We start from the raw sequence: 26,452 nt of genomic DNA on the forward strand, positions 1-26,452 counted from the left end.
CGGAGTCAACGGAAGAGGCCATGCGCAAGCCTTCGGGTCGCGGAACATACGGATCTCAGTGCGGGGGCGAAGCCCTGGGCACCCAGGGCCAGCCCGGCCAGGACGAACACGCAGACCACGGTCACCGCGCCGGCCGCGAGACCGGCCGGCGCGGAGGCCGGGCGGCTCGCCACGAACACGCCGGCCGCCGTGGCGACCGCCGCGGCGCGCACCGGCTTGGTCAGCTCACGCAGCACCCGCACGGTGCGCACCGGGACACTGCGCGGGCCCATGCCGGTCAGCAGCAGCACGGCCGTGACGGTGATGCCGAAGGCGTTGGCGGCGGCGATCCCGGTGACGCCCCAGCGGCCCACCGTCCACGCGCCGACCCAGGCGGTCGCGGCCAGCCCCGCGGCCATCGCGCCGAGCGGATACCAACTGGCCCGCCCCGCCGAGAAGTACGAGCGCACCAGCGCGCCCACCAGGGTCTGGCCGAGCAGCCCGAGCGCGTACACCCGCAGCACGGCCGCCGTCGCCGCGGTGTCCTGCGCGGTGAACGCGCCGCGCTGGAAGAGCAGTTCGACCAACTGCGGAGCGCACGCCACGACGGTGGCGGTGCCCAGCAGCACCACGCACGCGGCCAGCACCAGGTCCCGCTCGACCCGGCCGCGGGCCCGTTCGGTGTCGCCGTCGGCCAGGGCCCGCGCGACCACCGGGAAGGTGACCGTGCACAGCATCAGCGACAGCGTCATCGGGATCTGCGCCACCTTCTGGGCGTAGTTCAGGTGCGAGATGGCGCCGGCCGGGAGCCCGGAGGCGAGGAAGCGCTCGACGAGGACCTGCGACTGGCGGCACAGGGCGAAGAGCAGGACGCTGGCGAGCAGGGCGGAGCCCATCGACCTGTCGCCCGGCCCCGGAAGACCCCCGTCCCCGTCCGCGCCCCTGTCGTCGCCCTCGGCCTCGCCCTTGCCTCCGCGTCGCAACTGCCGCATTAGTGACGGCAGTTGCGTCAGCGCCATCAGGAAGCCGCCGGCCGCGACCCCCGCCGCCGCCGAACGCACTCCCCAGCGCCCGCCGAGGACGAACATCCCGGTGATGATGCCGATGTTGTAGACGACGTAGATCGCCGCCGGGGCCAGGAAGCGGCGGTGCGCCCGCAGGGCCGCGCTGGAGTACCCGGCGAGTCCGAAGCTCAGGACGCAGGTCGCGGTGAGCCGGGTGCAGTCGACGGCGAGCGCGGGATCGGGCAGACCGGGCGCCAGGGCCTCGACGAGCTGAGGGGCGGCGCCGATCAGCAGGCTGGAGACCGCGGCGAAACCGAGCGCCATCCGGGGCAGCGTGGTGGCGACCAGTGACCGCACCGGGTCGCCCGGCGCGCCCTGCGCCCGCCGGGCCAGCGCCATGCTGAACGCCGGGATCAGCGCGATCGCCAGCCCGTCCTCGATGAGCAGCGTGGCCGCGAACTCCGGCACGGTCCAGGCCACCAGGAAGGCGTCCGTCTCGCTGTCCGCCCCGAACAGCCGGGCCAGCGCCTGGTCGCGCACCAGCCCGAGCAGCGACCCGGCGATGGACAGCGCAGCCGTGACGAGCGCGGCCCTGGCGAGGAACCGCCGGGTGACGGAGGCGTTGTCGCTCCGGTGCGGTACGGCGGGCGCGGACCGGGCCGCCGGCACGGACACCCTGCCCTCGGTGTCACCCCTGCTTTCGGCGTCGCTCCTGCCTTCGGTGTCACCCCTGCCCTCGGTGTCGTCCCTGTCCTCGGTGTCACCCCGGCTCGGCCGGTCGGCCCGGCTCGGCCGGTCGGCCCGGGGCGGCCGGCCGGTCCAGCGCGACCGGTCCGTCCAGCGCGACCGGTCGGCCCGGGGCGGCCTGGAAGGAGGTGTCACCGTCATCGCGCCCCGGCCTCCCCGGCCGGCCGGTCCGCGCGCACCGGCGGGTGCGCCGGGCGCCGCTCGCCCTCGTCCCCGGCCAGCGCCCACCAGGCCACCAGCCCGAAGCAGACCGCGGTCAGCACGGTGGAGGGGCCGCCGATGTCGGCGTACAGGAAGTCGACGAGCTGCCACACCAGCAGCCCGCAGGCGACCAGGGCGCAGTCCGCGCCGGGACCGGCCGTGCGCACCCGCAGCAGCCCCCGCAGCCCGCACACCAGCAGCGCCAGCCAGCTCCCGGCGAGCGCCAGCAGCCCGATCAGCCCCTGCTCGGCCAGCACCAGCAGATACATGTTGTGCGGGGACAGCAGGGGCTGCCTGCGGAACGCGGCGCCCGCGCCCTCCGTGTCGCTGCCGGACGACAGCGCCAGCGAGGCGTGCGCGTCCCGGTGGTCGGGGAAACCCTTCAGTCCCACGCCGGTCAGCGGCCGCTCCCGCCACATGCCGGTGGCCGCCGCCCACAGGGTGTACCGGTCGGTGACCGACTGATCGGGCGCGTCCGCGACCCGGGTGATGCTGCTGATCCGCTCCTGGAGCATCGCCGTACCGACCCCGAAGCCGCCCACCAGGATCACGCCCGCGGCGGCCACCGCGGCGCCCACCCGCAGCGCGCGCCGCAGCCCGGCCAGGAGCAGCTGTACGACGCAGGTCAGCGCGGTGGCGATCCACGCCCCGCGGCTGAAGGACAGGGCGAGCGGCAGCAGCAGCGCCAGCGCGCAGCCCGCGGCGATCACCCGGTGCCGCAGCCGCGTCCGCCCGAGCGCCAGACCCAGCGCGCACACCAGGCCGAAGGAGACGACGGTCGCCATGCCCATCACGTCCTGCGGCCCGAAGGTGCCGACCGCGCGGATCTCCTCGCCCTGGTACGAGGCACCGGTCCCGGTGACGTACTGGTGCACGCCGACCGCCCCCTGCCACCCGGCGAGCGCTACGAACGACCAGGCCAGCAGCCGGAAGTCGGACCGGTCCCGGATCAGCAGCACCACGGCCGCCGGGACCAGCACGAACACCTGGAGGTAGCGGCCCAGGCCGGCGGCCGCGGCCCCCGGCGAGGACGCGCCCAGCGCCGCGACCGCCAGCCCGACGACCGGCAGCCCCAGCACCACCGCGGCGACCGGTGACAGCGGGCGCCGCCGCTGCCGTACGAGACGCACCACGCAGAACACGACCACCAGCGCGGACAGCGCGTCGGCCGGGCCCGCGCCGCCCTCCCCGCCGGGGGAGACGGGCAGTGTCAGCAGGGCGAGCACGGCCACCACGGGCAGCACCGGCGAGACCTTCGGGGAGAGCTTCCCGAGGGTTCCGGGGGACAGCCGCGGGGAGCGGACCGGGGGTGGGGCGAGGCTCATCGTCGTCAGCTCCCGGTCGGGCGCACGAGCGCGGCCGCGGTGCGCAGCAGGATGCAGATGTCCTGCCACAGCGACCAGTTGTCGATGTAGGCGTTGTCGAAGCGGGCCCGGTCCTCGATCGAGGTGTCGCCGCGCAGCCCGTTGATCTGGGCCAGTCCGGTGATACCGGTCGGCATTCGGTGGCGGGCCGCGTAACCGGGGTGGTGCTGGCTGAACTGGGCTACGAAGTAAGGGCGTTCCGGCCGCGGGCCGACCAGGCTCATGTCGCCGGACAGCACGTTGAACAGCTGGGGCAGCTCGTCCAGCGAGGTCTGGCGCAGGAAGCGGCAGAAGCGGCTCATCTCCGGCTCGCCCGCCACGCTCCAGCGGGTGGCCGCCTCGTGCTCGTCGACGGGACGGTGGGTGCGGAACTTCAGCAGCGTGAAGGGGCGCCCGTCCTTGCCGATGCGCTCCTGGCGGAACACCACCCCGGGTCCGTCGCTGATCCGCAGTACCACCGCGCACACCAGCAGCAGCGGGCTGACCAGCAGCAACGCGGCCCCGGACAGCAGCACGTCGACGGTCCGCTTGCCGAGACTGCCCCGGCGCCGGGTGCCCATGTCCAGCCGTCGGCAGGAGTACCCGGCCAGCTGGTCGCGGGTCGCGTACGACGGGGAGTCCGCGTCGATCTCCCGCACCGTGCAGCCGGACTCGGCGAGCGCCCGCAGCAGGGGGCCCTGCGCGGTGCGCACCGAGGGGTGGACGGCGAGCACCTCGCGCACCCCGTTCTGGATCAGCGCCCGCTGCACCTCCTGACCGGTCGTCAGCACCGGCAGCCCCTGGTGGCCCTGGGGTCCTTCGGGCCGCGCGGCGACGATCCCCACCGGCCGCACCCCGCACCGCGGATGGCGCAGCACGGCCGCGGCCACCCGCTGCGCGGTCGCCGCGGGCCCGATGACCAGTGCCGCGCGCGGGCGCCGCAGCAGCGCGGCGCGCCGCCGCCCGTGCGCGATGCCGCGCCCCAGGCAGGCCGTCGCCGACTGGACCAGGACACCGAGGACGAGCGTGTGCACGGACAGCACGTGCTCCGGCGTGTACGCCGCCACGAGCGCCGCCAGCGCCAGCCAGCCCACCGTGATCCGCCCGCAGACGGAGGGCAGTTCGTCGAGCACGCCCCGCACGGGCCCGGCGCGCCTGGCGCGCAGCAGTATCGTGGCGCCCACCAGCAGGGCCACCACCAGCGGCGTGCGCTGCGCCTCGCCGAACACCGAAGCGGCGACGAAGGCCGCGGCGAGGTCCGCGAGCGGCAGCGGAAGCGAGGAGGCGGGCCGTGCCGGGGGCCGGCGGGCGGGGAACCGGAAGCCGGTGCCGCGCTCGCGCGCGGGCATGACCGAAACGGGCGAGGATCCGTGGTCCCGTGGCTGCGCGCCGGGGGAGGGGACGGTACTTTCCGCAGTCACGGGTGGATGGACTCCCTGCACTCGGAGGGCACCACGCGCCCTGTTTCGGAGGGCGCCGCGCGCCCTGTCGCCTGGTTCCGGACGCCGCCGAGCAGGTCGTCGTAGACGGCCGCGACGGCCTCTGCCGTGCGCCGTACGTCGTGCGCGGACAGGACGTGCCGACGCCCCTGCCCGCCGAGCGACGCGCGCAGCGGCGGGTCGAGCAGCAGCCCGGTCACGGCGGCGGCCAGCGCCCCCGGGTCCCCGGGCGGGACGAGACAGTGCCCGGAAAGGGCGGGCGGCAGGCTCTCGCGAGCGCCGTCCACGTCCGTCACCACCACCGGACGGCCGCAGCCCATGGCCTCCAGCGGGGCCAGTGCCATCCCTTCCCAGCGCGAGGGCAGCACCACCAGGTCGGCGGCCCGGTACCAGGGCACGGCGTCGGCGACGGCCCCCGCGAACAGCACGGACCGCGGCGCGCGGGCGCGCAGCCGGTCCCCGTCCGGGCCGTCGCCGACCAGCACCAGCCGGGCGTCCGGCAGCTGCCGCAGGACAGCGTCCCAGGCGTCCAGCAGGACGTCCTGGCCCTTCTGCCGGCACAGCCGCCCCACACAGACGACCAGCGGAGCACTCGGATCGACGGCCGCCCCCGGCACGGTTCGCCCGTGGTCCGCGGCGGCCGGGCTGAAGCGCTCCGGATCGATGCCGTTGGGGATCACCGACCACCGTCCGGCGATTCCGGCGCGCACACCGGTGATGCGTTCCGCCTCGCTCACGCACACCACCCGGGAGGCCCAACGCGCGCCCCACCGTTCCCACTTCAGCGCGAGCGCCGCCGCGGTACCGCCGACCGCCTCGAACGACCAGGCGTGCGGCTGGAACACGGTCGGGATCCGCCCCCGTACGGCGATCCGGCCGGCGAGCCCGGCCTTCGCGCTGTGTGCGTGCACCAGGTCGGGCCGGACCTCGTCGAGCAGCCGGGCGAGCCGTCGTACCTCGCGCGCGAGGGCCGGACCGGGCGACCTGGTCGCCCGCCAGTGCCGTACGTCGGCGCCCGACGCGCGCAGCGTGCTCGGCAGTTCGCCGTCCGGGCAGGCGACCGTGAGGTGCAGACCGGCCGTGAGTTGGGCCCTCACCAGGTCGGTCACCACTCGGGCGACCCCGCCGTCCACGGGTTGGGTGAGGTGGAGGACCCGTGGCCGAGGGTCCGTTGCTGGCAGGTGCATTGCGCGGTTTTCCTCGCTCACGATGGCGCTCGGTTCGTGCGGGAACGCGCCGTCTCACCGTTGTGCGTCGACGGCGACGAACAGTGCGCCGGTCCACGCCGCGTCCCGCTGGGGAACGAGCCGGGCAGTCAGCTGGTCACCACGCCGCAGCACGGCCCGGTCCGGATCGAACACTCCGTGGTCGTGACCGAGCGTGTTCGCGCACCAGGGCCCGCGCCGGGCGCGCGGATCGCGGTTCGGTGCATGGTGCGGAGCAGGGCGCGCACCGTCGCGCGGTACCGAGCAGAGCGCGTACCGTCGCGCGGCGCAGCGGCGGACCCAGGAAATGGCGCATGACCGGCGTTGCCCTTTCGAGGAGGTTCGTCGACCGGGGGGTCAGCGGAATCGGACGCCTGCCGTAGGAGTGCGGAGAGGTCCGCAACTCTAGCTGCTATACGTGCTAATCGGTAGAAAGCGGACAGTTGTGTCGGAGTCGTGAATCCTCGCCTCGGGGATCACCCCAATGGCGGCACAACTCGTGTGCGCCCGGCGCGTTGACACAGCGCCGGACACCCCCGTCCGGCTGTCTGTGTCAATTCCCAAGGAGCACCTCTCCATGTCGCGTATCGCGAAGGGCCTGGCCCTGACCACCGTTGCCGTCGCGGCCATCGCCGGGACCGCCGGCATCGCCGCCGCCGACAGCGAGGCGCACGCCGCCGCCGCCAACTCCCCTGGTGTGCTGTCGGGCAACGTCCTCGAGGTTCCGGTGCACGTCCCGGTCAACCTCTGCGGCGACACCGTCGACGTCGTCGGCCTGCTGAACCCGGCCTTCGGCGGCTTCTGCTTCAGCGACTGACGTCGGCGCATCCATCGCGACCGGCCGCTCTCCGGGACGGAGGGCGGCCGGTTCCGCGTTTTTGGACACGGAGCGTGACCGCTCCGGGAGGCGGGAGCCCGGTCCCGGCCCGGTGCACTCCCGCGGTGTTACTCCGAACGGGGGGCCGGGTTCGAAACGGTGTTCCACCGCGCGGACGAGGCTTCGCCCCGCCGGCCCGTCCGCAAGGCTCCGGGCGGTACGAGGGTTTCTTTCGCGCCGGGCGCGGAGAGTCTTCGCGCCCGGCGCAGAAAGTCTGCGTGCGCGGGGTTTCCGCCCCGGTCAGGAGTCGTTAGGCACGACGTCAGACACAACCGAGGCGACGCGAGTTGCCGAAGAGAGGAACACGATGAAGTCGCTGAAGGCCGCCGCAGTCGTCGCCGGGTCCCTTGTCATGGCCGGTGCCGCCGCGCCCGCGTTCGCCCACAGCACCGCCGACCTCACGCCCTCCAGCCTCAACGGTGCCGTCGACACGCTCGCCCGGCATCCCCTGGAGCTGCACGACGTGATGCCGCTCCAGCACCAGTCGGACGCGCTCAACACCGAGAACAAGGACTCCGTACTGCACACGGTGAAGGGCGCGGCCACCGCACTCAACACCCACAACCCGCTCCTCGGCGGCCTGCCGCTCCAGAGCTGACGCGCCGCTGCCGGGGCCGGCGAAGGGTGTCGGCCGAGGATGCCGGTGAAGGGTGTTGGCCGAGGATGTCGGCGAGGGCGTCGGCGAAGAGGTGCCGACGAAGGAGAGCCGGCCAAGAGGCGCCGATGAAGGCGTGCCGGCCAAGGGCGGCACCGGGGTGCTGCACCGGACGGAGCCGGTCTCCCGGTCCTGTTCGAGAGGCGCTGCCGCACTGCGTCCCTCGTTCGTGTGGAGCACCTCCGGAGCGTCGCCCGGTCGGGTGAGAACGGGCCCGGCGGTCTTCCGGAGCGTCGGTAAGGTCGCGCGGTGACCTCAACCTCAAGCGAAACCCGCCCCCTTCGCGTCGCCGACCTCGGCACGCTCGTCGTACTCCCCTGGAGCGGCGAGACCCCCGACGGCGGCGACATGTCCTACCTCCTCGCCTACTCCCTCGGGGACGCGCAGGCCGGGCCCGAGGCCTCGGCGGCCGCCGTCGCGCAACTGCTGAAAAGCAACGGTCTGCCCGTCGGCGGAGACCTGGTCGACGGCAACGCCAGGCCGAGCCTCCCGGTCAGCCTGCTCGTCGAGGCCGGTCAGGCCGTCGTCTCCATGCCGCCGCATCTCAACGTCCAGTGCACCCCGCCGCCGGAGTGGCTGGAGGCGGTCGCCGACCGCGGGTACGCCTACTTCGTGTTCACCACCCGCCCCTGGCCGCAGGCCGCGCCCGGCACGCCCGTCACCCCGGAGGCGCTGGCGGCCTTCGCCGGCGCGGACGAGACCCTCAACGCGGCGGCGCACCTCGTCCTTCCGGCCCGCAGCCTGCGCGCTTGACGGCCAGGGCCGCGGGCGCGGGCCGCGGGTTCGCCCTGATGCTGGTCCTCACCGGCGCGGCCGGGCTGCTGGCCTCCTGGGTCATCACCCTCGACAAGTTCAAGCTGCTGGAGAACCCCGCCTTCGTCCCGGGATGCAGCCTGAACCCGGTCGTCTCCTGCGGCAGCGTGATGAAGAGCGCCCAGGCCGCGGTGTTCGGGTTCCCCAACCCGATGCTGGGACTGGTGGCCTACGGCATCGTCGTCTGTGTCGGCGTGAGCCTGCTGGCCGACGCCGTGTTCCCGGGCTGGTACTGGCTGACCTTCGACGCCGGATGCCTGTTCGGCGTCGGGTTCGTGTCATGGCTCCAGTTCCAGTCGCTCTACCGGATCGGCGCGTTGTGCCTGTGGTGCTGTCTGGCCTGGGTCGCCACGATCATCATGTTCTGGTACGTGACGTCGTTCGCCGTACGGAAGCGGTTCCTGCCCGCGCCGACCTCGGTGCGGATGTTCCTCGCGGAGTTCACCTGGGTGCTGCCCCTGCTGCACATCGGCGTCGTCGGCATGCTGGTCCTCACCCGGTGGTGGACCTTCTGGACCGGGACCGGGTGAGCGCTGGAACGGGCGCGGCGACCGGGCCGCAGAGGTGCGTGTTACGGCCATGTGGAGCCCGGTCCGGCCGCCGCGGGTGACCAGGCGGCCCGCCGGACGGTTACCTCTGGGGACAACCGAACCGGACCGAGGAGCACAACATGGTCGTCAGCGTGGGCGGCGCTGTGGTGGTGAGCGCCGAGTACGGACCGGAGAGCCCGGGGAGACCCGGACCGCGAGCACGACGGGGACGGGCGGGAACGCGACGGGACCTGCTGCGCGGGCTGCTGGCTCCCGCGGCCGCCCTCCTGCTCGCTCCCCTCGTCGCGGCCTCCCGGCCCCCGCGGGCCGCGGGCGGATCCGGCGGGGCCGCCTTCGACGAGACCTACCGGGGCCGCCGCATCCAGGGCGTCCCGCTCTCCGCCGGGCGGCGCACGGCCATGCCCGGCGCGGTCGCCTGGCAGGTCACCGTGGACAGCCGGCCGCTGCATCTGATGCGGCGGGCCGACGGCACCTGGCTGAGCATGGTCGACCACTACCGCTCGTACGCCACCCCGCTGGAGGCGGCGCGCGCGGCGGTCGACGAACTGGGGCCGGGCGAACGGCTGCGCGTGGCGGCCGCCCCGGCCCACGGCCCGGGGGAGCGGGGGGAAACGGGGCAGGACCACAGCGGACACAAGGGGGGACGGCATGGTCTACACGCGTAAGGACGCCGCCACGCTGACGGCCGCCGAGAAGCGGCGGTTCGTGCGCGCGATGCTGGAGGTCAAACGGCGGGGCGAGTACGACGAGTTCGTGCAGATGCACATCGACCACTACGTCGCCGACGGCGAGACCGGCCTGCGCACGGCCCACATGGCGCCGTCCTTCCTGCCCTGGCACCGCCGGTTCCTGCTGGAGCTGGAGCAGGCGCTGCGCCGGGTGGACTCCTCCGTGACGGTGCCGTACTGGGACTGGACCCGCGACCGTGGGACGACGTCGGCGCCGTGGACCGCGGACCTGCTCGGCGGCAACGGGCGGCGCTCCGACCACCAGGTGACCACGGGCCCCTTCGCGTACGCGGCGGGCAACTGGACGATCCGGGCGGGGGTGACCGACGGGGAGTACCTCACCCGGGACCTCGGCCGCGCCCGCGCCCCGATCTCCCTGCCCACCAGGAACGACGTGGACCGGGCGCTGTCCGACCCGGTCTACGACGTCTCGCCCTGGGATTCGACCACCACGAAGGGCTTCCGCAACAAGCTGGAGGGGTGGGGGCCCGGGAGCGGCAGCGCCTCCTGGCGCAACCACAACCGGGTGCACCGCTGGGTCGGCGGAGCCATGCTCGGCGGGGCGTCCGTCAACGACCCCGTCTTCTGGCTGCACCACGCCTTCGTCGACCTGCTGTGGTCCCGCTGGCAGGACCGGCACCGCGAGCACCGCTACCTGCCCGCCAAGCCGCCCGGCCCCGGCACCCCGCAGCACGGCCGGGTCGTCGCCCGGAACGAGATGCTGCCGCCGTGGGACGTGACACCGGACAGCCTGGAGGACCACAGAGGGGTGTACCGGTACGCGTGAGCGGCCATGGGAAGAGCCCCGGCGCTCGAGGCGCCGGGGCTCTTTTCGCGTACGTCCGGGTCAGCGGCCGTAGCCGTTACCCGACTGGTGGCTGGTGTGGTGGCCGGTGTGGTGGCCGACCCCACGGAGGTGGCCGTCGCTGACGCAGGCGTTGCCGAAGGCCGGGTTCAGCAGTCCGATCACGTCGATGGTGTTCCCGCACACGTTGACCGGCACATTGACCGGGACCTGGACGACATTGCCGGACAGCACACCGGGCGAACCGACGGCCGCGCCCTGGGCACCCGCGTCAGCCATGGCCAGACCGGCTCCGCCGAGCGCCACGGCACCCGTGCCGAGAGCGACCACGGCGGCCTTCGCGATGCGAGACATGCGTTCTCCTTCTATTGCTTGGGCGAGGGCGGCAGCAGGACCCGCCGCCGCACGCTCCGTTCAACGCGGAGATCCGGGCCGGGACACGGCGTAAGACGCACATCATTTTTTATTTTCGACAGGGACCGGCGTGGGTCGACAGGGACCGGCGCGGGTCGACAGGGACCGGCGTGGGTCGGCAGGGACCGGCGTGGGTCGACAGGGACGGCGTGGGTCGGCGAGGGCGGACCGCCCGCGGCGACGTGGCGCGGCGCCCGGCGACGGGCACGGCCCCCGGTGCGAGGCTTGCGACAAGCTTGGGAATCTCCATACCTCTGCCCGAAGGGACCGCTCCTAGGCTGTGCGGATGGAAACGGCGCTCCGCACACCGCCCGTTCCGGACGTCGTCGTGCTGCCCACCATGGCCGACGTGTGCCGGGACGCGGACGGCGTACCCCTGCTGGACGGGACCGTGGACCTGATGCTGCTGCCCCTGCCGGCGCGGCCCGGGGAGGACCGGCTGACGGCGTTGGCCTTCTCCACCGTCGCCGGCCTGGTGGCGGCGATGGGCGAGGAGCAGCCCTGGGTCGCCGTCGCCGGCGCGGACCTGGCGGGCGCCCTGAGCGGATCGGGCGCCGAGGCCGTCCTGCTGGACCCCCGGCCGGCCGGGGCGGCGGGGAGGCCGGGGCATGACTGACCCGGACTTCTCCGGCATCAACCCCGACAACCTGGCGAAGACCATCGGCGACCTGGCCGAGGCCAGTACGTCCCTGCGGCAGGCCGGGACCGCCTACGCCGCCCGCTTCCGGAAGTTCGGCCTGGACACCGGCAGTCTCATCGAGATGGGGAAGACAGCCGCCTGGGTCGACGGCGAACTCCCCATGCTGCGCCGTCGGCACGCGCTGGCCGCCGCCATGGAGTTCCAGGGCGTCGGCCCCAGACCCACCATGGTGCAGGTGCCCGAACCCGTCTGGACCGTCTCCCAGGCCCGACAGCAGGGCGCCGAACTGGCCGAGCAGGCCGATGCGTTGGGTGCCATGGAGCCCGACCGGGCCGGGCCCGCGCTGCACCGCATCGCGGCGGAGCTGGCCGCCCACCGCGGCGACGGCGACTTCGCCTCGGCCTTCTACGCCGAGGCCGACCCCGGCCTGGTCAAGAACCTCCCCTCGGTCATCGCCACCGCGAACGCGCCCACCGCACGGGAGGACGCCAGGATCTTCGGCGCGGCCTTCACCGCCGCGATCGACGCCGACGCCCCCTCCCCGGGCTTCGACAAGGTGCTGGACCTGTTCCACGGCGACATCCCCGAGAACGAGCCCGCGGCCGTCTTCGACCGGGCCCTGATGCAGGGCGACGACCCCGGCCTGTGGGACACCGCCTGGAAGCACCTGGAGAAGGCGACCACCGACCTCGGCGACCCCAAGGCGACCTGGACCGTGCACGCCGGACTCGTCGCGGGCGTCGTGGGGTTCCAGTCCCACCAGGCGGAGAACCTGTGGGACGAGGCGGACAAGTTCTCCCAGGAGGCCAAGGCCGCCTACGAACGCCGCCTCAACGCCCTCACCCCCCAGGAACGGGCCCTGTTCCGCAAGCAGACCAGGGCCGCGGCCAAGGCCGCCAAGGGCGCCTCCCGCGAGGCCGAGCAGATCTACGGCAGGTTCGGACTGGGTCCGCTGTCCCGGTTCATGGAGGCCTCGGTCGGCGACTCCGGCCGCTGGATCGCCACCCGGGTCCCGGTCGGCGCGGTGTCCGCGAGCGCGGAGGCGGGCTGGCTCGCCAAGGCGTTCCGCACCGGCGACCGGCTGCCCCTGGTCGGCACCGTGCTCACCCTCGGCGGCATCGCCTACGACATCGAGGTCAACCACTCCGACACCGATGTGGCCGTCGTCTCCAACGTCGCCTCCCTCGGCGCGGGCATGGTCGGCACCTGGGCGACCGAGGCCGCCGTCGTCGCGGCCGTCGGGGGACCCGTGGGCTGGGCCGTGGGCGCGGGCATCCTGGTCGGCGCCGGTCTCGGCTACGCCGCCTACTACGCCCTCAACACCGACACCGGCAAGAAGGCCGTGCACGCGGTCACCCACGCGGTCGAGGACGTCGGCAAGGACATCGGCGGAGCCGCCGGGAAGCTCGGCGGCTGGCTGGGCCTCTGAGACACACGGGAACCGGATCGATGACGAAGAAGACACGCACGCAGCGGACGCGCCCGGACGGGGCACCTCCGCCGCCCGCCTCCGCGCAGAAGGCCCGGCTGGCCGAGATGCGCCGGGCGACGGCCCGGGTGCGGCGGCCGGTGCCGCAACGGCGTCTGATCGCCACGCTGGCCGTCCTGTTCCTGGGCACCGCCTGCGGGACGTTCTTCCTGCTCTGGCTGCCCTCGCACACCCTGGTGCACGATCTGCGCACCCGGGGAGTGGCCACCTGGGCCCAGGTCACCTCGTCCCCCAGGGACAAGTTCGGCAGTGCCGGGAACGTCGAGGTCCGGTTCACCGCCTCCGGCCGGACGGTCGAGACCGTGCTCAGCGACTGGGGCGGCGAGCGCCCGGACGGCCTGGAGCCGGGCGGCACGGTCTCGGTGACCTACGACAGACAAGACCCCCACCGGGTGCTCACCACCGCCTGGGTCCGGCACCCGCCGGCCGTGACGGCGCCGATGCTCTGGGGGCTGGTGCTTTCCCCGTTCTTCCTGGCCGGGACGGTCCTGCTGGCCGTACTGCGCCACCGCCGGCTGCGCGACCGGCGGCCGCAGGAGCGGACGACGACGCCACCCGCAACGCGGAAGGAGCATCCGTGACGGAGCAGAAGGTGGCCAACCCGCGCAAGGCCGACCTGGTCAGGCTGCGCGGTGATCTGGCCAGGGAGGTGGAGCGGCTGCGGACGGCCCTGCGGCGTCCCACCGAGGACCTGGGCGGCGACAAGGTCTGGGTGGGCAGGAACGCCCGCTCCTGGCACACCGGACTCGCCGGCCGCGACAAGAAGCTCGGCATCGAGGTGGACAAGCTGCTGCCCCTGCTCGACGCGGCGATCCGCACCGAGCCCGACCGGATCTCACCGGCCGACGCCCGCGCCTACCACCAGGGCACCTGACCACCTGCCCGGCCCCGGCGTGCCCTCCACCGACCAGCAAAAAGCCCTCCCCAAGGGGAGGGCGGAGACTGGCGCCCCCGGCAGGACTCGAACCTGCGGCCAAGCGCTTAGAAGGCGCTCTGTGGCTGCGCTCCGTCCTCCTCTTGACCTGTGGCTCTTCCTCAGTTGAGCGGCTGGTCGGTAGAACTTCGACACAGATTCGACACGCAGTGTCCTGGTGGCTCTGTACGGTGCCAACGACACACGCTGAGTACAACTGTTGGGGGCGGGCATGACGGAGTATCTGTCTGAGGTTGATCCGCGATGGGCCGAGCACTCGGGCGAAGAGGGGCACTACGGCGCCCCGGAATGGGGCCCGGCGGACTTGCAGCGCGCCGCAGCGTTCTTGGCTGAACTCGCACCGCAGGCCCGGCAGGTGCTCGAGTACCTGGCGCGCAACCCTGGCCGGCGGATCCACTGCACGGAGCTGGTGGACAAGGCCCTGGGTGGGCCGAACGAGAGTGATCCGGCGCGGCGCGTGGCAGGGGTGCTGTCCGGGATGAGTAAGGCACACAGCAACAGTGGGCGGCGACTTCCGTTCTACTGGTGGGAGGCACCCGAGGGGAGCGCGGGCGCGACGTACGCAGTGCGCCCCTCGGTGGCAGCGGTTTTCCTGGCCGCTCAGCTCGGCGATGCGTGATCTGCACAGCCAACACTGATCACCGGTTTAGCTGACCAGCGACACCGAAGAAGCCCACAGCTCTGACCAGTTCAGATGCTGTGGGCTTCTGTCGTTGTCGGTCGGCGTCGGGTGACCTCGGACGGCTCGGAGGCGGCCCGGGCCTAGGTGGTCGCGCAGGAAACGACGGTGCGGCAGCACTCAACCCTGATCTACGATCACCCTGCCTGCGTCGGCTGGCAGCTGTAGACCCGCAGCACCGGCCCGTTGTGGAGGGGGCCAGCCCGTTCGAGCCGGGCCAGGTGGGCTGATATCCGCCTTGCGTGGCCAAGTGGTGGGGGAGCCAATCTGATGTGGGACGGGGCGTTCTACCGCGTTCAACGTGACGGCTACGAAATCTGCTTCGTGCCCGATGCCGGAGTATCACTCGAAGAGATCGACGACATCAACATGTGGGTGATCTTCGACAACGGGGAACGCTGGTCGGGGACGATCTACACCCTGGACAATGTCCACCGCACCATGGACCGTGGGCGACAGACCGGTGAATGCCTTGGTGGCAGGTACTTCTACGACTGGGATGGGCTGATCGTCCGCGACCGAGGCATCCCTGGCATGGTTGACGTCGTCGACGACCTTGTTCGGAACGGTGACTACAGAAGTGTCTTCCGCGACGTTGGTCCAGAAGACACGGATGACTGACCTCTTCGTCCCGAAGCAACGTCGTCGGTCACTCGACCTGGAGTAGCTGTACCTCTCACCTGCTGAGACAGTCCGCAGCCGTCCGCAGTTGTTCGCAGCTGTGTGTTGGCGTTGTCACGCAGTTAGGCACTCGCACGGCCGGGGTTCTTTCACTCTTCCCCAGGCGGAATGAGGCGATCGGCGCTCTCTGCGTCGTCCACATATCCGTGCGCGTCGACGGTGATCGGGGTGGCCCGTCCTTTGGACGTGACGAGCCAAGCAAGCACCTGCTCGGTCAACGGTCCGTGGTCGGGTCCCTCGTCTTTCCAGTACGCACGCCAGCCACCACCCGGTATGGCGGCTACCACCTGGTCGGCTCGCTCCAGGTGTGAGAAGTCCGGATAGTCGGTCACCGGCCGGCGGGTTCCCTGCTGGGGATCAACGACGAGGGCCACGCCTGTTGCCGCCTCCCAAGCATCCACGTCCACCGTTCGGCCGATCATCGTCTCCGTACCGGTGAAGATCGCAAGCCAACCTGTCCCGTTGAAGTAGCGCATGCTGCCATCGTCCCTGATGGCGGCCATCGAGACTTACTGCCTTCTGGTGGGCCCTCAGCTTGGGAAGCTGCGGTCATTTACGGCGAGTTTGGGCGCTGACCTGGGATGAACAGCCGAGGCGCAGCCTCGCCGGGCTCCACTGCTTTCACCGTGATTCCCCGCTGTTCCCCGCTCGCTCTGGTGCGCTTGTGGTGCGGCCTGCGCGACAGTCGGCAGCCTCCCGCTGTCAGATGCGAGTGCCATGATGGCCGGCATGGATGAGGACGCCTTCTGGGCGCTGATCGAGGAATTCCGACCGTCCGGGCCTGACCCCGATGGCGATGGCCTCGCGGCGGCCCTTACCGCTCGGCTTGCGGCCGGGCCGGTGTCCTTGATCGCCGAGTTCGCCGAGCAGTTGGCCTGGGCGCTGTACCGATTGGACCTTCAGGAGTACGGCCGTGGCCTCTCCGGCGACGCGTTCCTCTACACGCGTGCGGCCGTCGTCGCCGATGGCCGCGAAACCTACCGGCGCGTCCTCCTCGATCCCGCGCGCTTCACGACGTATGCCGCGGGCCTGAAGTGGGCCGAGTCTCTGCTCTACGTGCCAGACCGGGCATACAAGGCCCTCACTGGGCAGGAGTGGGATCGCGGCACCCGCTACTCGTACGAGTCCTACTCGAACCGGGCCGGCTGGGGGCGACAGGCCATGACCGACGACGAGCTTGTCGAAGCCGTCCGCACTCGCGTCACCGATCGTGACCTGCCCCCGCCGGCCATGCCGGAGGACATCGCGGCGGTCGAACGCGCGGTCGGCCGTCCGATGCCACAGTTGCTGCGCCGCTTCTACCTCGAAGTCGCCAACGGCGGCTTCGGAGTCTGGGAATGCCTCTCGCTGACGGACACCGGCAATTGGTTCAGCAACGAGCGGGACATGATCGAGGCCCACCGGCTCTTCTCGGCGAAGGACGACTCCAGCATCCCCGCAACGCCCGACGGGGTCGTCCCGCTCATGGACCGCGGCTGCTGCATGTGGACCATGGTCGACTTCAGCACTCCCGAGGGATGCGTCTGGGACTGGGACCCCAATGACTGCTGCGTCCTGGTACCGACCACCTTGACCCTCGCGCGGTGGCTCACGGGCTGGCTGGAGGGCTGGATAGTCCCAGGGCCGTACTCCCCGTTCCGTATACACGCTGACGGCTGCCCTGACCGGCAACCGTCAGTTTCTTCGTAGTGAGCTCGGCTCCAAGCATCATCCGTTGCCGAGGTGCTGGGGCTCTGAGGCAATGCCGCTGTTCAGGGCGTTGCAGACGCGACATCGGATAGGGCTCGCCCGCAGGTCATCCACGGGAGCCCTGAGCACCGCTTTAGGAGCGAGGTTGGGCGATCACGGGCGTGACCTGCGGATTCCCTGCGTTGGTCAGAGCAGGCCGAGCACGCCCCTACGGACCCCGGTTCCCCGTGAGTCCCCGTCCGTTCTGGCACGAGAGTGGCACGAGCTCCGCGCCGGCCGAGGAGCGTCGGCCTGCCGAAGCCAGTGCAGCCTGAACCGTTCTAGGCGTGCACCAGGCGGACGGTGCCGATCGCTATTCCGATCACTCCGAGGACCGCACTCGTGGCCCTCAGCACCGCGGGCGTGAGGACGGCGCTGACCCTTGGATGATTTGCCACACCGCGGTGAAGCCGCTCAGCGGCGTTGCCCGCATTGAGCGCCACCAACATCAGGGCCATCCCGAACCCGAGGTCGTATACCGCCCTGCTCCACGCACTCATTGCGTTCCCCTTCCAGGCCGCACCCATTTTGCAGGTCTGCTCGATCGGTCGGTCCTGTGGGGATGGGGGCGGCGGAGTCTCAACGGGCGAGTCAAGCTGACGGGGCGCCGCCCCTGGATCAAGGACGGCGCCTGCGGTAGAGACGAGTTTTGAGGTCTGGCCTCATCTTTATCAGGTCGATCACTGGAGTTGTCGACCTGGGTCAACCCGCGCTGTGCTTCGGCCGGCTGGTCGCGGAAGTGCGGCCTTGACCGGCGCCGTTCGTACTTGTTGGTGTCAGGAATCGAGCTGTCCTTGACGAGCAGGCTCGGTCTGGCGTGCGCGTCTGGCCAGCCGAACCCTGTACCAGACAGCACAACACAACAAAAGGATCACGAGGGCGAGAGTGCTCAACATGAGGGGGTTGCCGTCTGCGGCTTTACCCCAAGCTCTTCGTCCCAAGTAGGCCTGACTGGCGATGAACACCAACCACCCCCACCGCCTGTCGGCGACGGCTGAAAAGTGGTTCTGGATCACTTTCCGTGCCAGAGCCACAGAGCGTCACCGGAACCGCAATCATGAACGATCGTGGCTGACGACCTCCTCCAAAACCTCTGGCTCCACCGAACCGCCGATGTCGCGGTCAACGCCCTGACCGTTCGCGCAGACCGCATCACCGTCCACGCCGCCACGACCGGCGACCTCACGCGTGGAGGACGCGCTTGCGCAGGAGGTCGAAGTTTGCGCGGCCGAACATCTGGCGCTTGAGCATCTTGATTTTGTTGTTGTGGCCCTCGACCGCGCCGGAGCTGTAGCGCAAGGTGAGGCCGGCGACGACCGCGTCGAGGTCCTGCAGGAGTCCGGTGGCAAAGCTCCGAAGAGCTGGGACCTGGTCCTGCTGGACTCGCGTGATCCAGTCCTTGAGCTCTTGGCCGCGGCGGTCGTTCATCAGCTCGGCGAAGGCCCTGACGTGCTTGGCCGTGGTGGCGAGGACCGGAACGTGGGCCAGGATCTCCTTGAGCTGCCGGCCCGCGTCGATGGGGAGACGGTCGGGATGGCGGGTGATCCAGCTGGTCACGTCCCTGACCGAGGGCTTTCGGCGGGGCGGGTCCTGACGCGGGAAGGCCTCCCGCAGCCGGCGGACGTAGACGCGCACGATCTGCTCCTGACCGGGGAATCCGCGCTGCCGGATCTCCTCGAACAGGCGCCGGGCGATGGTATGGCCTTCGCTGAACCGCTGGTCGAGGTAGGGCTTGTAGGGGTCGAGGATGCTGGAGCGTCCCGTCCAGCGGCCGACCAGCAGTTCGTCGGGATCCTTCACGCCGGCCAGTCGGCGGACGGTGCCGCGGGCCAGGCCCAGTCGGCGGGCGATGACGCGCAGGCTGAACCCGTCCTCCATGAGGGTGTGGACGGCGGCGTGCTGTTCACGGACCCGGTCGGACAAACGTCCGGTCCGACGGGGCTCGGCCGTGACGGGCGGCAGGACAACAGCCGTGTCAGGACTGGATGCAGGAGTTGGTTCAGGCAGCAGGGCCCGGTGCTGGAGCACGGTCTTCTCCACTGCATCGGCGAGGTTCTGCCACAGGTGGAAGCGGTCGGCGACGTGGATCGCGTCCGGGGCGCCGAGCCTTGCGGCTTCGGCGTAGGAGGCTGAGCGGTCGCGGCAGACGACCTCCACTCCCGGGTGGTCGGCCAGCCAGGACCGGACGCTCTCGACCGTGCGGTCGGGAAGCAGGTCGATGGGGCGGCGGGTCTCGATGTCGACCAGGACAGTGGCGTAGACGTGTCCCTTGCGCAGGGCGAACTCGTCGATGCCCAGCACGCGCGGCGCCGCGGGGACCGGGTCGGGCAAGACACGTATCAGTCGCAGGAGCGTGGAACGGCTCACCGGGACCGAGAAGGTCTTCGCCAGGCGGGAGCCGGCCCGGCCAGCCAAGGCCAGGGCGAGCTGCTGGAGCGCGGCCTGCAGGCCCTGACTCCGCCGTCCGTGACGGAAGGTCAACCCGGCTGCCTGCTCAACGAACGTGGCCCGGGGACACGCTTGTTCACGGCAGCGGAACCGACGGACCCGTAACTCGACCACCACTCGACGCCCGCCCGACGCACTGTCGTCCAACCGCCGCACGTAGCTGCTGTGCACCCGGGTCGAGACAGTTCCGCACGACGGACAGCCTGCCTGACCGCCGGTCGTGGCGGCGTGGACGGTGATGCGGTCTGCGCGAACGGTCAGGGCGTTGACCGCGACATCGGCGGTTCGGTGGAGCCAGAGGTTTTGGAGGAGGTCGTCAGCCACGATCGTTCATGATTGCGGTTCCGGTGACGCTCTGTGGCTCTGGCACGGAAAGTGATCCAGAACCACGATTTCACGCGTCGCCGACACCGCCACCGCTTTAGCTGTCGGCCGGTTGATCCAGTAGCAGCCTTTGTGGTCATGCAGCCCCCTCCTGGGCGCACGGTACCGCGCGGTCGGTGGAGCCTCTAACCCACCACTCACCCCAGCTCCCAACCTGTCTGCCGTCGACCCACACACCGTGGCCCGGGAGTGTTCTAGCCTGCGAAACTCTCTGGGTGAGCTATCCCGCAACAGACGAGCTGTCCTCCGAAGAACGCGCCTTCATGATCAATGCGACCGAGATCGACATCCTTCCGGGTGTCTGGGGTGACCTGGATGAGCCGCTGAGGTCCGGGCCTGCCGCGGATCTCATTCCGATCCTCATGCCGCTTGTCGACAGAGGGTGGATCGAGGTGTGCCGGGTGATTCCCTGGACTGCACCCGATGGGGGAGCAGGGTTTCAACCCGGGCCTCCCATCCCGAAGCAGGATCTTCCAGCCCTTCTGGCAGACGCCGAGAACTGGGAGTACCCGCAGGCTGGCGAGTGGTTGGGATGCTTGACCTTGGTACTCACCGAGGCGGGACAGGGGATCCCCCGGTGATGTGGCCGTGAGCTGTCACGTGTCCAGCTCCCATCCTGTCTGCCGTCGACTCGCACGCCGTGTGGCGCAGGTCCTGATGTCTAGACGACACGCTCATCAGCCACGGTGATACCTGTACCGACGCGGAGCGACCATACCGGCCTCCGCCGCATCGCGGCAGCAGCCGCTCCCCACCCGCCCATTCCCGGTAGTGCGGTCGCCTCACGCTCCCGTCATCCGTGACGGCGGGGGTACGGCGCCGCGCCCTCCTCAGGCCCCGCAGTCGGCCGGCCGTGTGCAAGAGGCCACCGCTCCCTCGCCGCTGGCTGTCTTTTGGCCGCCCGTCCTGGCCGTGGTCGGCAGCGCTCGTGGCTACGCGTGCCATGTGACGGTTGCCGTGCTTGAAGGCCTGCTTTGGCTGCCCATCAACCCAAGCTGTCAGGCGTGCGGACGGCGCCCGGGCTGGAGCGGGGCGTCAGACAGGAGCGCAGGCCCGGGCGACGGGCCGCGCGCACCGCGCCGTGCGCGGTGGGTGCCTTGATGATGTAGGGAAAGTTCTACCGCGCCGCGATCACGAACCGCTCGATCGTGGCCTGTCGGCTCCGTACCTGCCTCGGCTACCGTTCCGTCCATGCCTTCTGCACTGGACACACCCCAAGGGGCGGCAGACCTCGCCGAGTCCCTGCTTCCTCCGCTCGGGAACCGCTGGCTGCACACCCAGGCCGTGGCCGCTCGGGCGCAGGAGGTCGCTGCGGCTGTGTCTGAGGCTGACCGGGATCTTCTCGTCGCCGCCGCGTGGCTGCACGACATCGGCTACGCCCCCGAGCTGCGTGACACCGGCTTCCACCCCATCGATGGCGCACGTCATCTGGAAACGCTGGGTGCGCCAGCACGCCTCGTACGACTGGTCGCTCACCACTCAGGAGCGGTGTACGAAGCAGAGCAGCGGGGACTCTCGGCAGAGCTGGCCGTCTACGAGCGGGAAGACTCACCGGTCCTGGATGCCCTGAAAGGGAGGGCGAAGACTGGCGCCCCCGGCAGGACTCGAACCCGCGTCCCCTCACCACACATTCACCGGCGGGCCGCTCCCGACTCCCCCTGAGTGGTGCCGTGAGCGCGACTGGTCGCGCCCCTTCAGGCCCCTGCGCTAGCCAGGGGCCTTCGCCATTGCCGGGCCCGATCAGGATGGGTACCCTACGGATCTTTCCGCGAATCCTGCGCAGGTTCCGCACGACTCCTGCACATGCGCCTTGCAGGTACTACAGTCACCTGCGCACCGATCACCCCATAACACCAAACATGAGGCAACCGGGGCGGCGGGGCGGTCACACCGGAGTTGCGCCATTGTGGGGGTTTTATGCGTGAAATGGTCAAGGGGTCGAACGTATCTCTTGCGGCTTTGAGCGAGAACGTCGATTCGGTGATCGTCAGTCTGGGCTGGGGGAGCGTGACCGGCGAAGGGGACGCCGACGTGTCCGTCCTGTTGCTGAACGCGAACGGCAAGGTCCGCAGCGATGCCGACTTCTACTTCTACAACAACCCGGTAGCCGCAGACGGAAGCGTGCAGCTCCTGGGTAAAACGCCGACGGCTGACGGCAACGAGGACCGGATCAGCTTCGATCTGACCGCAGTGCCCTCCGAGGTCGACCGCATCGTCCTGGCCGCCAGCCGTTACGAGGGTGCTCGCTTCGGAGAACTGGAAGGCGTGAAGCTGGCGTTGGCGGACGGCGGAGGTGAAGAACTCCTCCGATTCGCCATCGACGACGCCGATTCGGTGAGCGCGATCATCTTCGGTGAGCTGTACAGGCGTGCGGAAGAGTGGAAGTTCCGTGCGGTCGGTCAGGGCTACGACGCAGGCCTTGCCGGCCTGGCAGCGGACTTCGGGGTCGATGTCGACGACGATGCGACGGCCGAGGAGACGCCGGACGGGGCCGCTGACGACGCTCAGATGGACACGGCGGCAATGCCGTCGGCCGACGAACCGAAGCAACAAGAGGCGCTGGGGATGGTTCCCTCCCCTCGTCGCCCTGAAGGCGAGGACCAGCCGAGGAAGCCTGCCGCGCGACCTCGTACGGCCAAGAAGAAAGTCACCCTGCCCAAGGCGGCCAAGAAGACGCTGGCGGAGAACGAGTCGTGGAAGGACGCAAGACTCTTCCCCGCGTCGGCGCTCAAGAGTGACCGTGAGCGTGAAACGCGTGCAACCTCGGTGCTGCTGGCTGTTATGGCTCAGGTGCCCGAATTCGGCAGGAGACTCACCGCCGCGTTCGGGGCACCGGCCGGTCGCATGGAGACTTTCACCGAGGTCACCCTTCCGCACGGTGACACCCCGCGACGTCCCGATGGAGTGATCCGGGTCGAACGCGCCGGCAAGCTGTGGACTGCACTCGTCGAAACGAAGACCAACGGCAGCGCCCTCAAGAGCGACCAGGTACAGGCGTACATGGACATCGCCGCGCGCCGCGGCTACGAGGCCGTGATCACCCTGTCGAACGACGTCGCGTTGGAGGGCAGCCCGCTCGTCGAGGTCAAGATCGACGGAAGGCGCAAACACAAGGTAGCCCTCTGGCACCTGTCATGGGCCGAGGTCGCCCATCAAGCACAGATGCTGATCAGGCACGAGGGTGTCGGCAACGCGGCGCACGCCTGGCTCCTCCAGGAGCTGCTGCATTACTTGCAGCACGAGAACTCCGGCTGTCACGGTTTCCAGAACATGGGACCGGCCTGGGTGCCGGTACGCAACGGAATCGACGACGAAACCCTGTGCCAGGGAGACCCGCGCGCGCTGGAGGTCGTCGAGAGCTGGGAGCGTCTCGTCCGGCAGGTCTGCTTGCGGCTGGGTGGTGAACTGGGGCAGAAAGTACTGCCGGTCCAGCGCGCCAGGCGAGGAACGGATCCGAAAGCACTCCGCGCCCGTCTCGCGGATCAGTTCTGTCTCGACGGGCGACTTCAATCGGAGCTGCGCATCGAGGGAACGCCCGGCGTCCTGGCGATCAGCGCGGACCTGCGTACGGGCAAGCTCCGCACCTCCATCGAGATCCCGGCTCCCGAGCAGGGCTACCCCTTGTCGTGGGCGAAGCGACTCGTCCGGCGCCTGGCCGAAGCGCCCGCGGATCTTCACGTCGAAACTCTCGTCGAGGGGGAAACGGCCGGGCCGCGGGGAACGCTCGAACGCCTCCGCCCCGAGCCGGCCGACATGCTGCCCAAGGAGGCTGCCGCCCAGATCGTCGGCTTCCGGCTGTCCCTCCTCAAGGGCATGGGGAGCAGCCGCGGAAACGCGGAATCGGGCTTCATCCGGAGCGTCGACGACGCGGTGCACCGGTTCTACACCAGCGTGGCGGTCCATCTGGACGGTGCGACACCTCGCCGCGCACCTTCGAAGGAAGGGGCGACAACAGGCTGAGGTTCCGCGATCACCTTGCCGACTCGGGCGTTCGGTCATCCGCCGGGCATGGTGCGCTGCGCGCAAGGGCGACGTACTGGCCGGGAACAACGTTCTGGTGTTCCCGGCGGCCTACGCCCGGTGCGTCGAGAGGCAGCTGCCTGACCTGAAGCGGCGCCTGGAAGCCGCGGGAGATCTCCCCGAGCGGAGCAGCACGGACTGAGGCCGCCAGCCGAGAACTTCGACACGTATTCGACAGGGCCACCCGCGAAAACCCGGTGACAGCCGGACGGCCCCGGAACTTCCCCTTGATCGTCGGGGGAGTGCCCGGGGCTTCGTCGTGTCGCATGAGACTGGCTCTGACCAGCAAAAAGCCCTCCCCAAGGGGAGGGCGGAGACTGGCGCCCCCGGCAGGACTCGAACCTGCGGCCAAGCGCTTAGAAGGCGCCTGCTCTATCCACTGAGCTACGGGGGCCTGGTGTGGTGGCCTCGTTGCGTGGTGCCCGGGTGCGGGCTGATCCGCGACGATGCCGGGGACAAGGATAGGGCTCCCGGATCCTTCTCCCTGTTGCTTCGCCTCCGTGGCTCGATGTGGAGGTTCGGTGAAGCGGTCCTGATAATCGCAGGCAGGTACGAATCGTGCATCGCTTTTGGGGTCTCGCGCTACGGGTGTTGTGCACTCGTTATGGCTGGGCTGTGCCCTTGTCCCAGTCGTACCTTCCGTCCCTTGTGTTCAGTCGGCGCGCAGGCATGTCTATATGCTTCAGAAATCCCCCGAAATTGGGCATTCTTCGCATGTGGTGACCTTGGACGTACGGCCTCAGCTGCTCGACGCACTTTCCGCCCTGCGCGACCGTGTCGCCGCCGCACGCTTTCCGCTGCCCCTGACAGGGGCCCCGCGCGCGCGTGCCAATCGCGACGAACTGCTCGCCCAGCTCGACGACTACTTGGTGCCCCGGTTGAGGGAGCCCCATGCACCCTTGCTGGCCGTCGTCGGGGGTTCCACCGGCGCCGGGAAGTCGACGCTCGTCAACTCGCTCGTGGGGCGCCGGGTCAGTGAGGCGGGGGTGCTGCGGCCGACGACACGGACTCCCGTACTGGTGTGCCACCCGGAGGACCATCACTGGTTCAGCGGCATGCGTGTCCTGCCCGACCTCACGCGCGTGTGGGTGCCCCACCAGGACCCCGGCGAGGAACTGCTCATGCCCGGGGAGGACGGCAAGCGCATCCTGCGCATCGAGACCGCCGAGACCCTGCCGCGCGGCCTCGCGCTCCTCGACGCACCCGACATCGACTCCCTGGTGGCGGAGAGCCGGGTCCTGGCCGCCGAGCTCATCTGCGCGGCCGACATCTGGGTCATGGTCACGACGGCCGCCCGCTACGCCGACGCCGTGCCGTGGCATCTGTTGCGTACCGCAAAGGAGTACCGCGCCACCCTGGTGACCGTGCTCGACCGGGTCCCGCACCAGGTGGTGTCGGAGGTGTCGCGGCAGTACGGTGCCCTGCTCACCAAGGCCGGGCTGGGCCATGTACCGCGCTTCACCGTGCCCGAGCTGCCCGAGTCGGCCTGGGGCGGAGGCCTGCTCCCGGCCACCGCGGTGGCCTCCCTGCGGACCTGGCTGGTCCAGCACGCCCAGGATCCCGTCGCCCGGCAGGACGTCGTGGCCCGCACGGCGCACGGCGTCCTGGACTCCCTCAAGTCACGGATGCCCGAGCTCGCCGGCGCCGCCGCGGCCCAGCACGCGGCGGCTCTGCGGCTCACCGCCGCCGTCGACGGGGCGTACGACAGCGAGCACACGCGCGTACGGGGACGGCTTCAGAGCGGCGCCGTACTCGCCGGCGGCGCCCTGAAGCGATGGCGGGCCTTCCCGCTCGACTGCACGGCGGGTGAACTCTTCGACGCCCTCGTCGAGAGTCTCGGCTCACTCCTGCTGTGCGCCGTCACCGCCGCCGACGAACGCATCGACGAGGCCTGGCGGCGCGAGCCCGCGGCGGGCGCCCCCGGGCTGACGGGGCACGACCCGACGCCGGAGGGCGCCGAGCACCGGATCGGGGTGGCCGTACGACGCTGGCGGCGCGAGCTCGAGGAGTGCGCCGAGGACGAGCTGCGCGGGCTCGACCGCGGTGCCGCCGTCGAGCCGGAGGCGGTCTCCGCGCTGGTCGCCACCGTCCTGCTGGGCGGCCGCAGGGCGCGCAACGCGGGCGAGCGGCTCGCGGAGCGGATCGGCGCGCACGGCGCCCTGCGGCTGCGCGACCGGGGCGGGCGGCTGCTCACCACGTACGTGGACCGGGTGCTCCAGGCCGAACGCGAGCGGCGCCTCGCACCCCTCGACGGGCTCGACATCCACGTGGAACCCCAGGCCGAACTCATTGCCGCACTGTCCGTACTGCAGAAGGAGAGGTGACCAGTGACCGCCGTCGCCGACCAGGACCACACGGAACATGCCGATCATGGCGGGGGGACGGACCCCGTGCGGCCGCCGGGGCCGCCCGCACGGGAACGGGAGGAGGCCGGTCGGGGCATCGCGACGGGCGTCCGGAAAGGGCAGCCGGAGGGAGTGCGTCAGATGTCCGATGCCGTCGGCGACGAGCGGTTCGAGGAGCGCGTGAGGCGCGAGGAGCGCGAGGAGCGTATGAGGCTCAGGGAGCGCGTGGGGCGCGATGGGCGCGTAGGGCGCGGGGGCGAGGCGGATCACGCAGATCACATGGATCACATCGATCACATGGATCACGCGGACAGTGCAGGTCGCACGGGTCGCGCGGGCCGCT

The 26,452-nt window shown here is 70.8% G+C and carries 24 protein-coding genes and 1 tRNA gene; 17 read left to right on the forward strand and 8 right to left on the reverse strand.

Annotation, left to right across the window (positions count from 1 at the left end; translation table 11 throughout):
- Nucleotides 1-5 precede the first annotated feature (5 nt).
- The 4 genes from murJ to ACZ7OY_RS01670 are packed head-to-tail and all read right to left on the reverse strand — an operon-like array spanning nucleotide 6 to nucleotide 5,900.
- A complete protein-coding gene (murJ, locus tag ACZ7OY_RS01655) occupies nucleotides 6-1,871 on the reverse strand; it encodes a murein biosynthesis integral membrane protein MurJ (protein ID WP_471909531.1) in 1,866 nt (621 codons plus the stop codon).
- Entirely contained in the window at nucleotides 1,868-3,256 is a 1,389-nt protein-coding gene (locus ACZ7OY_RS01660) for an O-antigen ligase family protein (RefSeq protein WP_471909532.1), read from the reverse strand. The genes murJ and ACZ7OY_RS01660 overlap by 4 nt, the downstream gene beginning before the upstream one ends.
- A gap of 5 nt (nucleotides 3,257-3,261) precedes the next feature.
- Nucleotides 3,262-4,695, reverse strand: coding sequence for an exopolysaccharide biosynthesis polyprenyl glycosylphosphotransferase (locus ACZ7OY_RS01665; RefSeq protein WP_471909533.1), 1,434 nt, complete (start codon nucleotides 4,693-4,695; stop codon nucleotides 3,262-3,264).
- On the reverse strand, nucleotides 4,692-5,900 hold the full coding sequence (locus ACZ7OY_RS01670) for a glycosyltransferase (RefSeq protein ID WP_471909534.1): 1,209 nt from the start codon (nucleotides 5,898-5,900) through the stop codon (nucleotides 4,692-4,694). The genes ACZ7OY_RS01665 and ACZ7OY_RS01670 overlap by 4 nt, the downstream gene beginning before the upstream one ends.
- Nucleotides 5,901-6,495: 595 nt before the next feature.
- On the opposite strand from ACZ7OY_RS01670, the gene ACZ7OY_RS01675 reads away from it, so the two are divergent.
- The 6 genes from ACZ7OY_RS01675 (at nucleotide 6,496) to ACZ7OY_RS01700 (ending at nucleotide 10,329) form a co-directional block, all read left to right on the forward strand.
- Nucleotides 6,496-6,735, forward strand: a complete 240-nt coding sequence (locus ACZ7OY_RS01675; RefSeq protein ID WP_471909535.1) for a chaplin — start codon at nucleotides 6,496-6,498, stop codon at nucleotides 6,733-6,735.
- Between the two features lie 367 nt (nucleotides 6,736-7,102).
- Complete coding sequence (locus tag ACZ7OY_RS01680) at nucleotides 7,103-7,393, forward strand: hypothetical protein (RefSeq protein ID WP_471909536.1); 291 nt, start codon at nucleotides 7,103-7,105, stop codon at nucleotides 7,391-7,393.
- 306 nt (nucleotides 7,394-7,699) lie between these two features.
- Nucleotides 7,700-8,203: a DUF5949 family protein gene (locus tag ACZ7OY_RS01685; protein WP_471909537.1), complete on the forward strand. Its 504-nt coding sequence runs from the start codon at nucleotides 7,700-7,702 to the stop codon at nucleotides 8,201-8,203.
- A 38-nt stretch (nucleotides 8,204-8,241) separates the two neighbouring features.
- Complete coding sequence (locus ACZ7OY_RS01690; protein ID WP_471910349.1) at nucleotides 8,242-8,793, forward strand: vitamin K epoxide reductase family protein; 552 nt, start codon at nucleotides 8,242-8,244, stop codon at nucleotides 8,791-8,793.
- A gap of 140 nt (nucleotides 8,794-8,933) precedes the next feature.
- The gene (locus ACZ7OY_RS01695) at nucleotides 8,934-9,479 is read left to right on the forward strand and encodes a tyrosinase cofactor (protein ID WP_471909538.1); all 546 of its coding nucleotides are present in this window, start codon (nucleotides 8,934-8,936) and stop codon (nucleotides 9,477-9,479) included.
- Nucleotides 9,463-10,329 carry a tyrosinase family protein gene (locus ACZ7OY_RS01700; RefSeq protein WP_471909539.1) on the forward strand — a complete coding sequence of 289 codons (867 nt, stop codon included), beginning with the start codon at nucleotides 9,463-9,465 and terminating at the stop codon, nucleotides 10,327-10,329. The genes ACZ7OY_RS01695 and ACZ7OY_RS01700 overlap by 17 nt, the downstream gene beginning before the upstream one ends.
- A gap of 60 nt (nucleotides 10,330-10,389) precedes the next feature.
- Here the strand turns inward: ACZ7OY_RS01700 and ACZ7OY_RS01705 are convergent, their stop codons facing one another.
- Nucleotides 10,390-10,701 carry a chaplin gene (locus ACZ7OY_RS01705; RefSeq protein ID WP_471909540.1) on the reverse strand — a complete coding sequence of 104 codons (312 nt, stop codon included), beginning with the start codon at nucleotides 10,699-10,701 and terminating at the stop codon, nucleotides 10,390-10,392.
- 346 nt (nucleotides 10,702-11,047) lie between these two features.
- On the opposite strand from ACZ7OY_RS01705, the gene ACZ7OY_RS01710 reads away from it, so the two are divergent.
- From ACZ7OY_RS01710 to ACZ7OY_RS01735, 6 genes are all read left to right on the forward strand, one after another.
- Nucleotides 11,048-11,377: an SAV_915 family protein gene (locus ACZ7OY_RS01710; protein ID WP_471909541.1), complete on the forward strand. Its 330-nt coding sequence runs from the start codon at nucleotides 11,048-11,050 to the stop codon at nucleotides 11,375-11,377.
- Nucleotides 11,370-12,830, forward strand: a complete 1,461-nt coding sequence (locus ACZ7OY_RS01715; protein ID WP_471909542.1) for a hypothetical protein — start codon at nucleotides 11,370-11,372, stop codon at nucleotides 12,828-12,830. Before ACZ7OY_RS01710 ends, ACZ7OY_RS01715 begins: the two co-directional genes overlap by 8 nt.
- 20 nt (nucleotides 12,831-12,850) lie before the next feature.
- Entirely contained in the window at nucleotides 12,851-13,471 is a 621-nt protein-coding gene (locus ACZ7OY_RS01720) for a DUF3592 domain-containing protein (protein WP_471909543.1), read from the forward strand.
- Entirely contained in the window at nucleotides 13,468-13,764 is a 297-nt protein-coding gene (locus ACZ7OY_RS01725) for a hypothetical protein (RefSeq protein WP_471909544.1), read from the forward strand. The genes ACZ7OY_RS01720 and ACZ7OY_RS01725 overlap by 4 nt, the downstream gene beginning before the upstream one ends.
- 271 nt (nucleotides 13,765-14,035) lie before the next feature.
- A complete protein-coding gene (locus tag ACZ7OY_RS01730) occupies nucleotides 14,036-14,443 on the forward strand; it encodes a DUF6416 domain-containing protein (protein WP_471909545.1) in 408 nt (135 codons plus the stop codon).
- Nucleotides 14,444-14,773: 330 nt separating this feature from the next.
- Nucleotides 14,774-15,124 carry a hypothetical protein gene (locus tag ACZ7OY_RS01735; protein WP_471909546.1) on the forward strand — a complete coding sequence of 117 codons (351 nt, stop codon included), beginning with the start codon at nucleotides 14,774-14,776 and terminating at the stop codon, nucleotides 15,122-15,124.
- A gap of 149 nt (nucleotides 15,125-15,273) precedes the next feature.
- Here ACZ7OY_RS01735 and ACZ7OY_RS01740 read toward each other — a convergent pair whose 3' ends face one another.
- Nucleotides 15,274-15,660: a hypothetical protein gene (locus tag ACZ7OY_RS01740; protein ID WP_471909547.1), complete on the reverse strand. Its 387-nt coding sequence runs from the start codon at nucleotides 15,658-15,660 to the stop codon at nucleotides 15,274-15,276.
- A gap of 253 nt (nucleotides 15,661-15,913) precedes the next feature.
- Here ACZ7OY_RS01740 and ACZ7OY_RS01745 point away from each other — a divergent pair, with 253 nt between their 5' ends.
- Nucleotides 15,914-16,873, forward strand: a complete 960-nt coding sequence (locus ACZ7OY_RS01745) for a DUF4240 domain-containing protein (protein WP_471909548.1) — start codon at nucleotides 15,914-15,916, stop codon at nucleotides 16,871-16,873.
- A gap of 1,221 nt (nucleotides 16,874-18,094) precedes the next feature.
- On the opposite strand, the gene ACZ7OY_RS01750 is transcribed toward ACZ7OY_RS01745, so the two are convergent.
- A complete protein-coding gene (locus tag ACZ7OY_RS01750) occupies nucleotides 18,095-19,684 on the reverse strand; it encodes an ISL3 family transposase (protein WP_471909549.1) in 1,590 nt (529 codons plus the stop codon).
- A gap of 275 nt (nucleotides 19,685-19,959) precedes the next feature.
- Here ACZ7OY_RS01750 and ACZ7OY_RS01755 point away from each other — a divergent pair, with 275 nt between their 5' ends.
- The 3 genes from ACZ7OY_RS01755 to ACZ7OY_RS01765 all read left to right on the forward strand — a co-directional run bounded on the left by ACZ7OY_RS01755 (nucleotide 19,960) and on the right by ACZ7OY_RS01765 (nucleotide 23,704).
- Nucleotides 19,960-20,325, forward strand: a complete 366-nt coding sequence (locus ACZ7OY_RS01755) for a hypothetical protein (RefSeq protein WP_471909550.1) — start codon at nucleotides 19,960-19,962, stop codon at nucleotides 20,323-20,325.
- A 610-nt stretch (nucleotides 20,326-20,935) separates the two neighbouring features.
- Nucleotides 20,936-21,406, forward strand: a complete 471-nt coding sequence (locus tag ACZ7OY_RS01760; protein WP_471909551.1) for an HDIG domain-containing metalloprotein — start codon at nucleotides 20,936-20,938, stop codon at nucleotides 21,404-21,406.
- Between the two features lie 255 nt (nucleotides 21,407-21,661).
- On the forward strand, nucleotides 21,662-23,704 hold the full coding sequence (locus ACZ7OY_RS01765) for a TerD family protein (RefSeq protein WP_471909552.1): 2,043 nt from the start codon (nucleotides 21,662-21,664) through the stop codon (nucleotides 23,702-23,704).
- A 378-nt stretch (nucleotides 23,705-24,082) separates the two neighbouring features.
- Here the strand turns inward: ACZ7OY_RS01765 and ACZ7OY_RS01770 are convergent.
- Nucleotides 24,083-24,158 (reverse strand) — tRNA-Arg (locus ACZ7OY_RS01770).
- A gap of 322 nt (nucleotides 24,159-24,480) precedes the next feature.
- Here ACZ7OY_RS01770 and ACZ7OY_RS01775 point away from each other — a divergent pair.
- The gene (locus ACZ7OY_RS01775) at nucleotides 24,481-26,088 is read left to right on the forward strand and encodes a dynamin family protein (protein ID WP_471909553.1); all 1,608 of its coding nucleotides are present in this window, start codon (nucleotides 24,481-24,483) and stop codon (nucleotides 26,086-26,088) included.
- Nucleotides 26,089-26,452: the final 364 nt, after the last annotated feature.

It is taken from the genome of Streptomyces sp. NPDC107559, assembly GCF_055657365.1.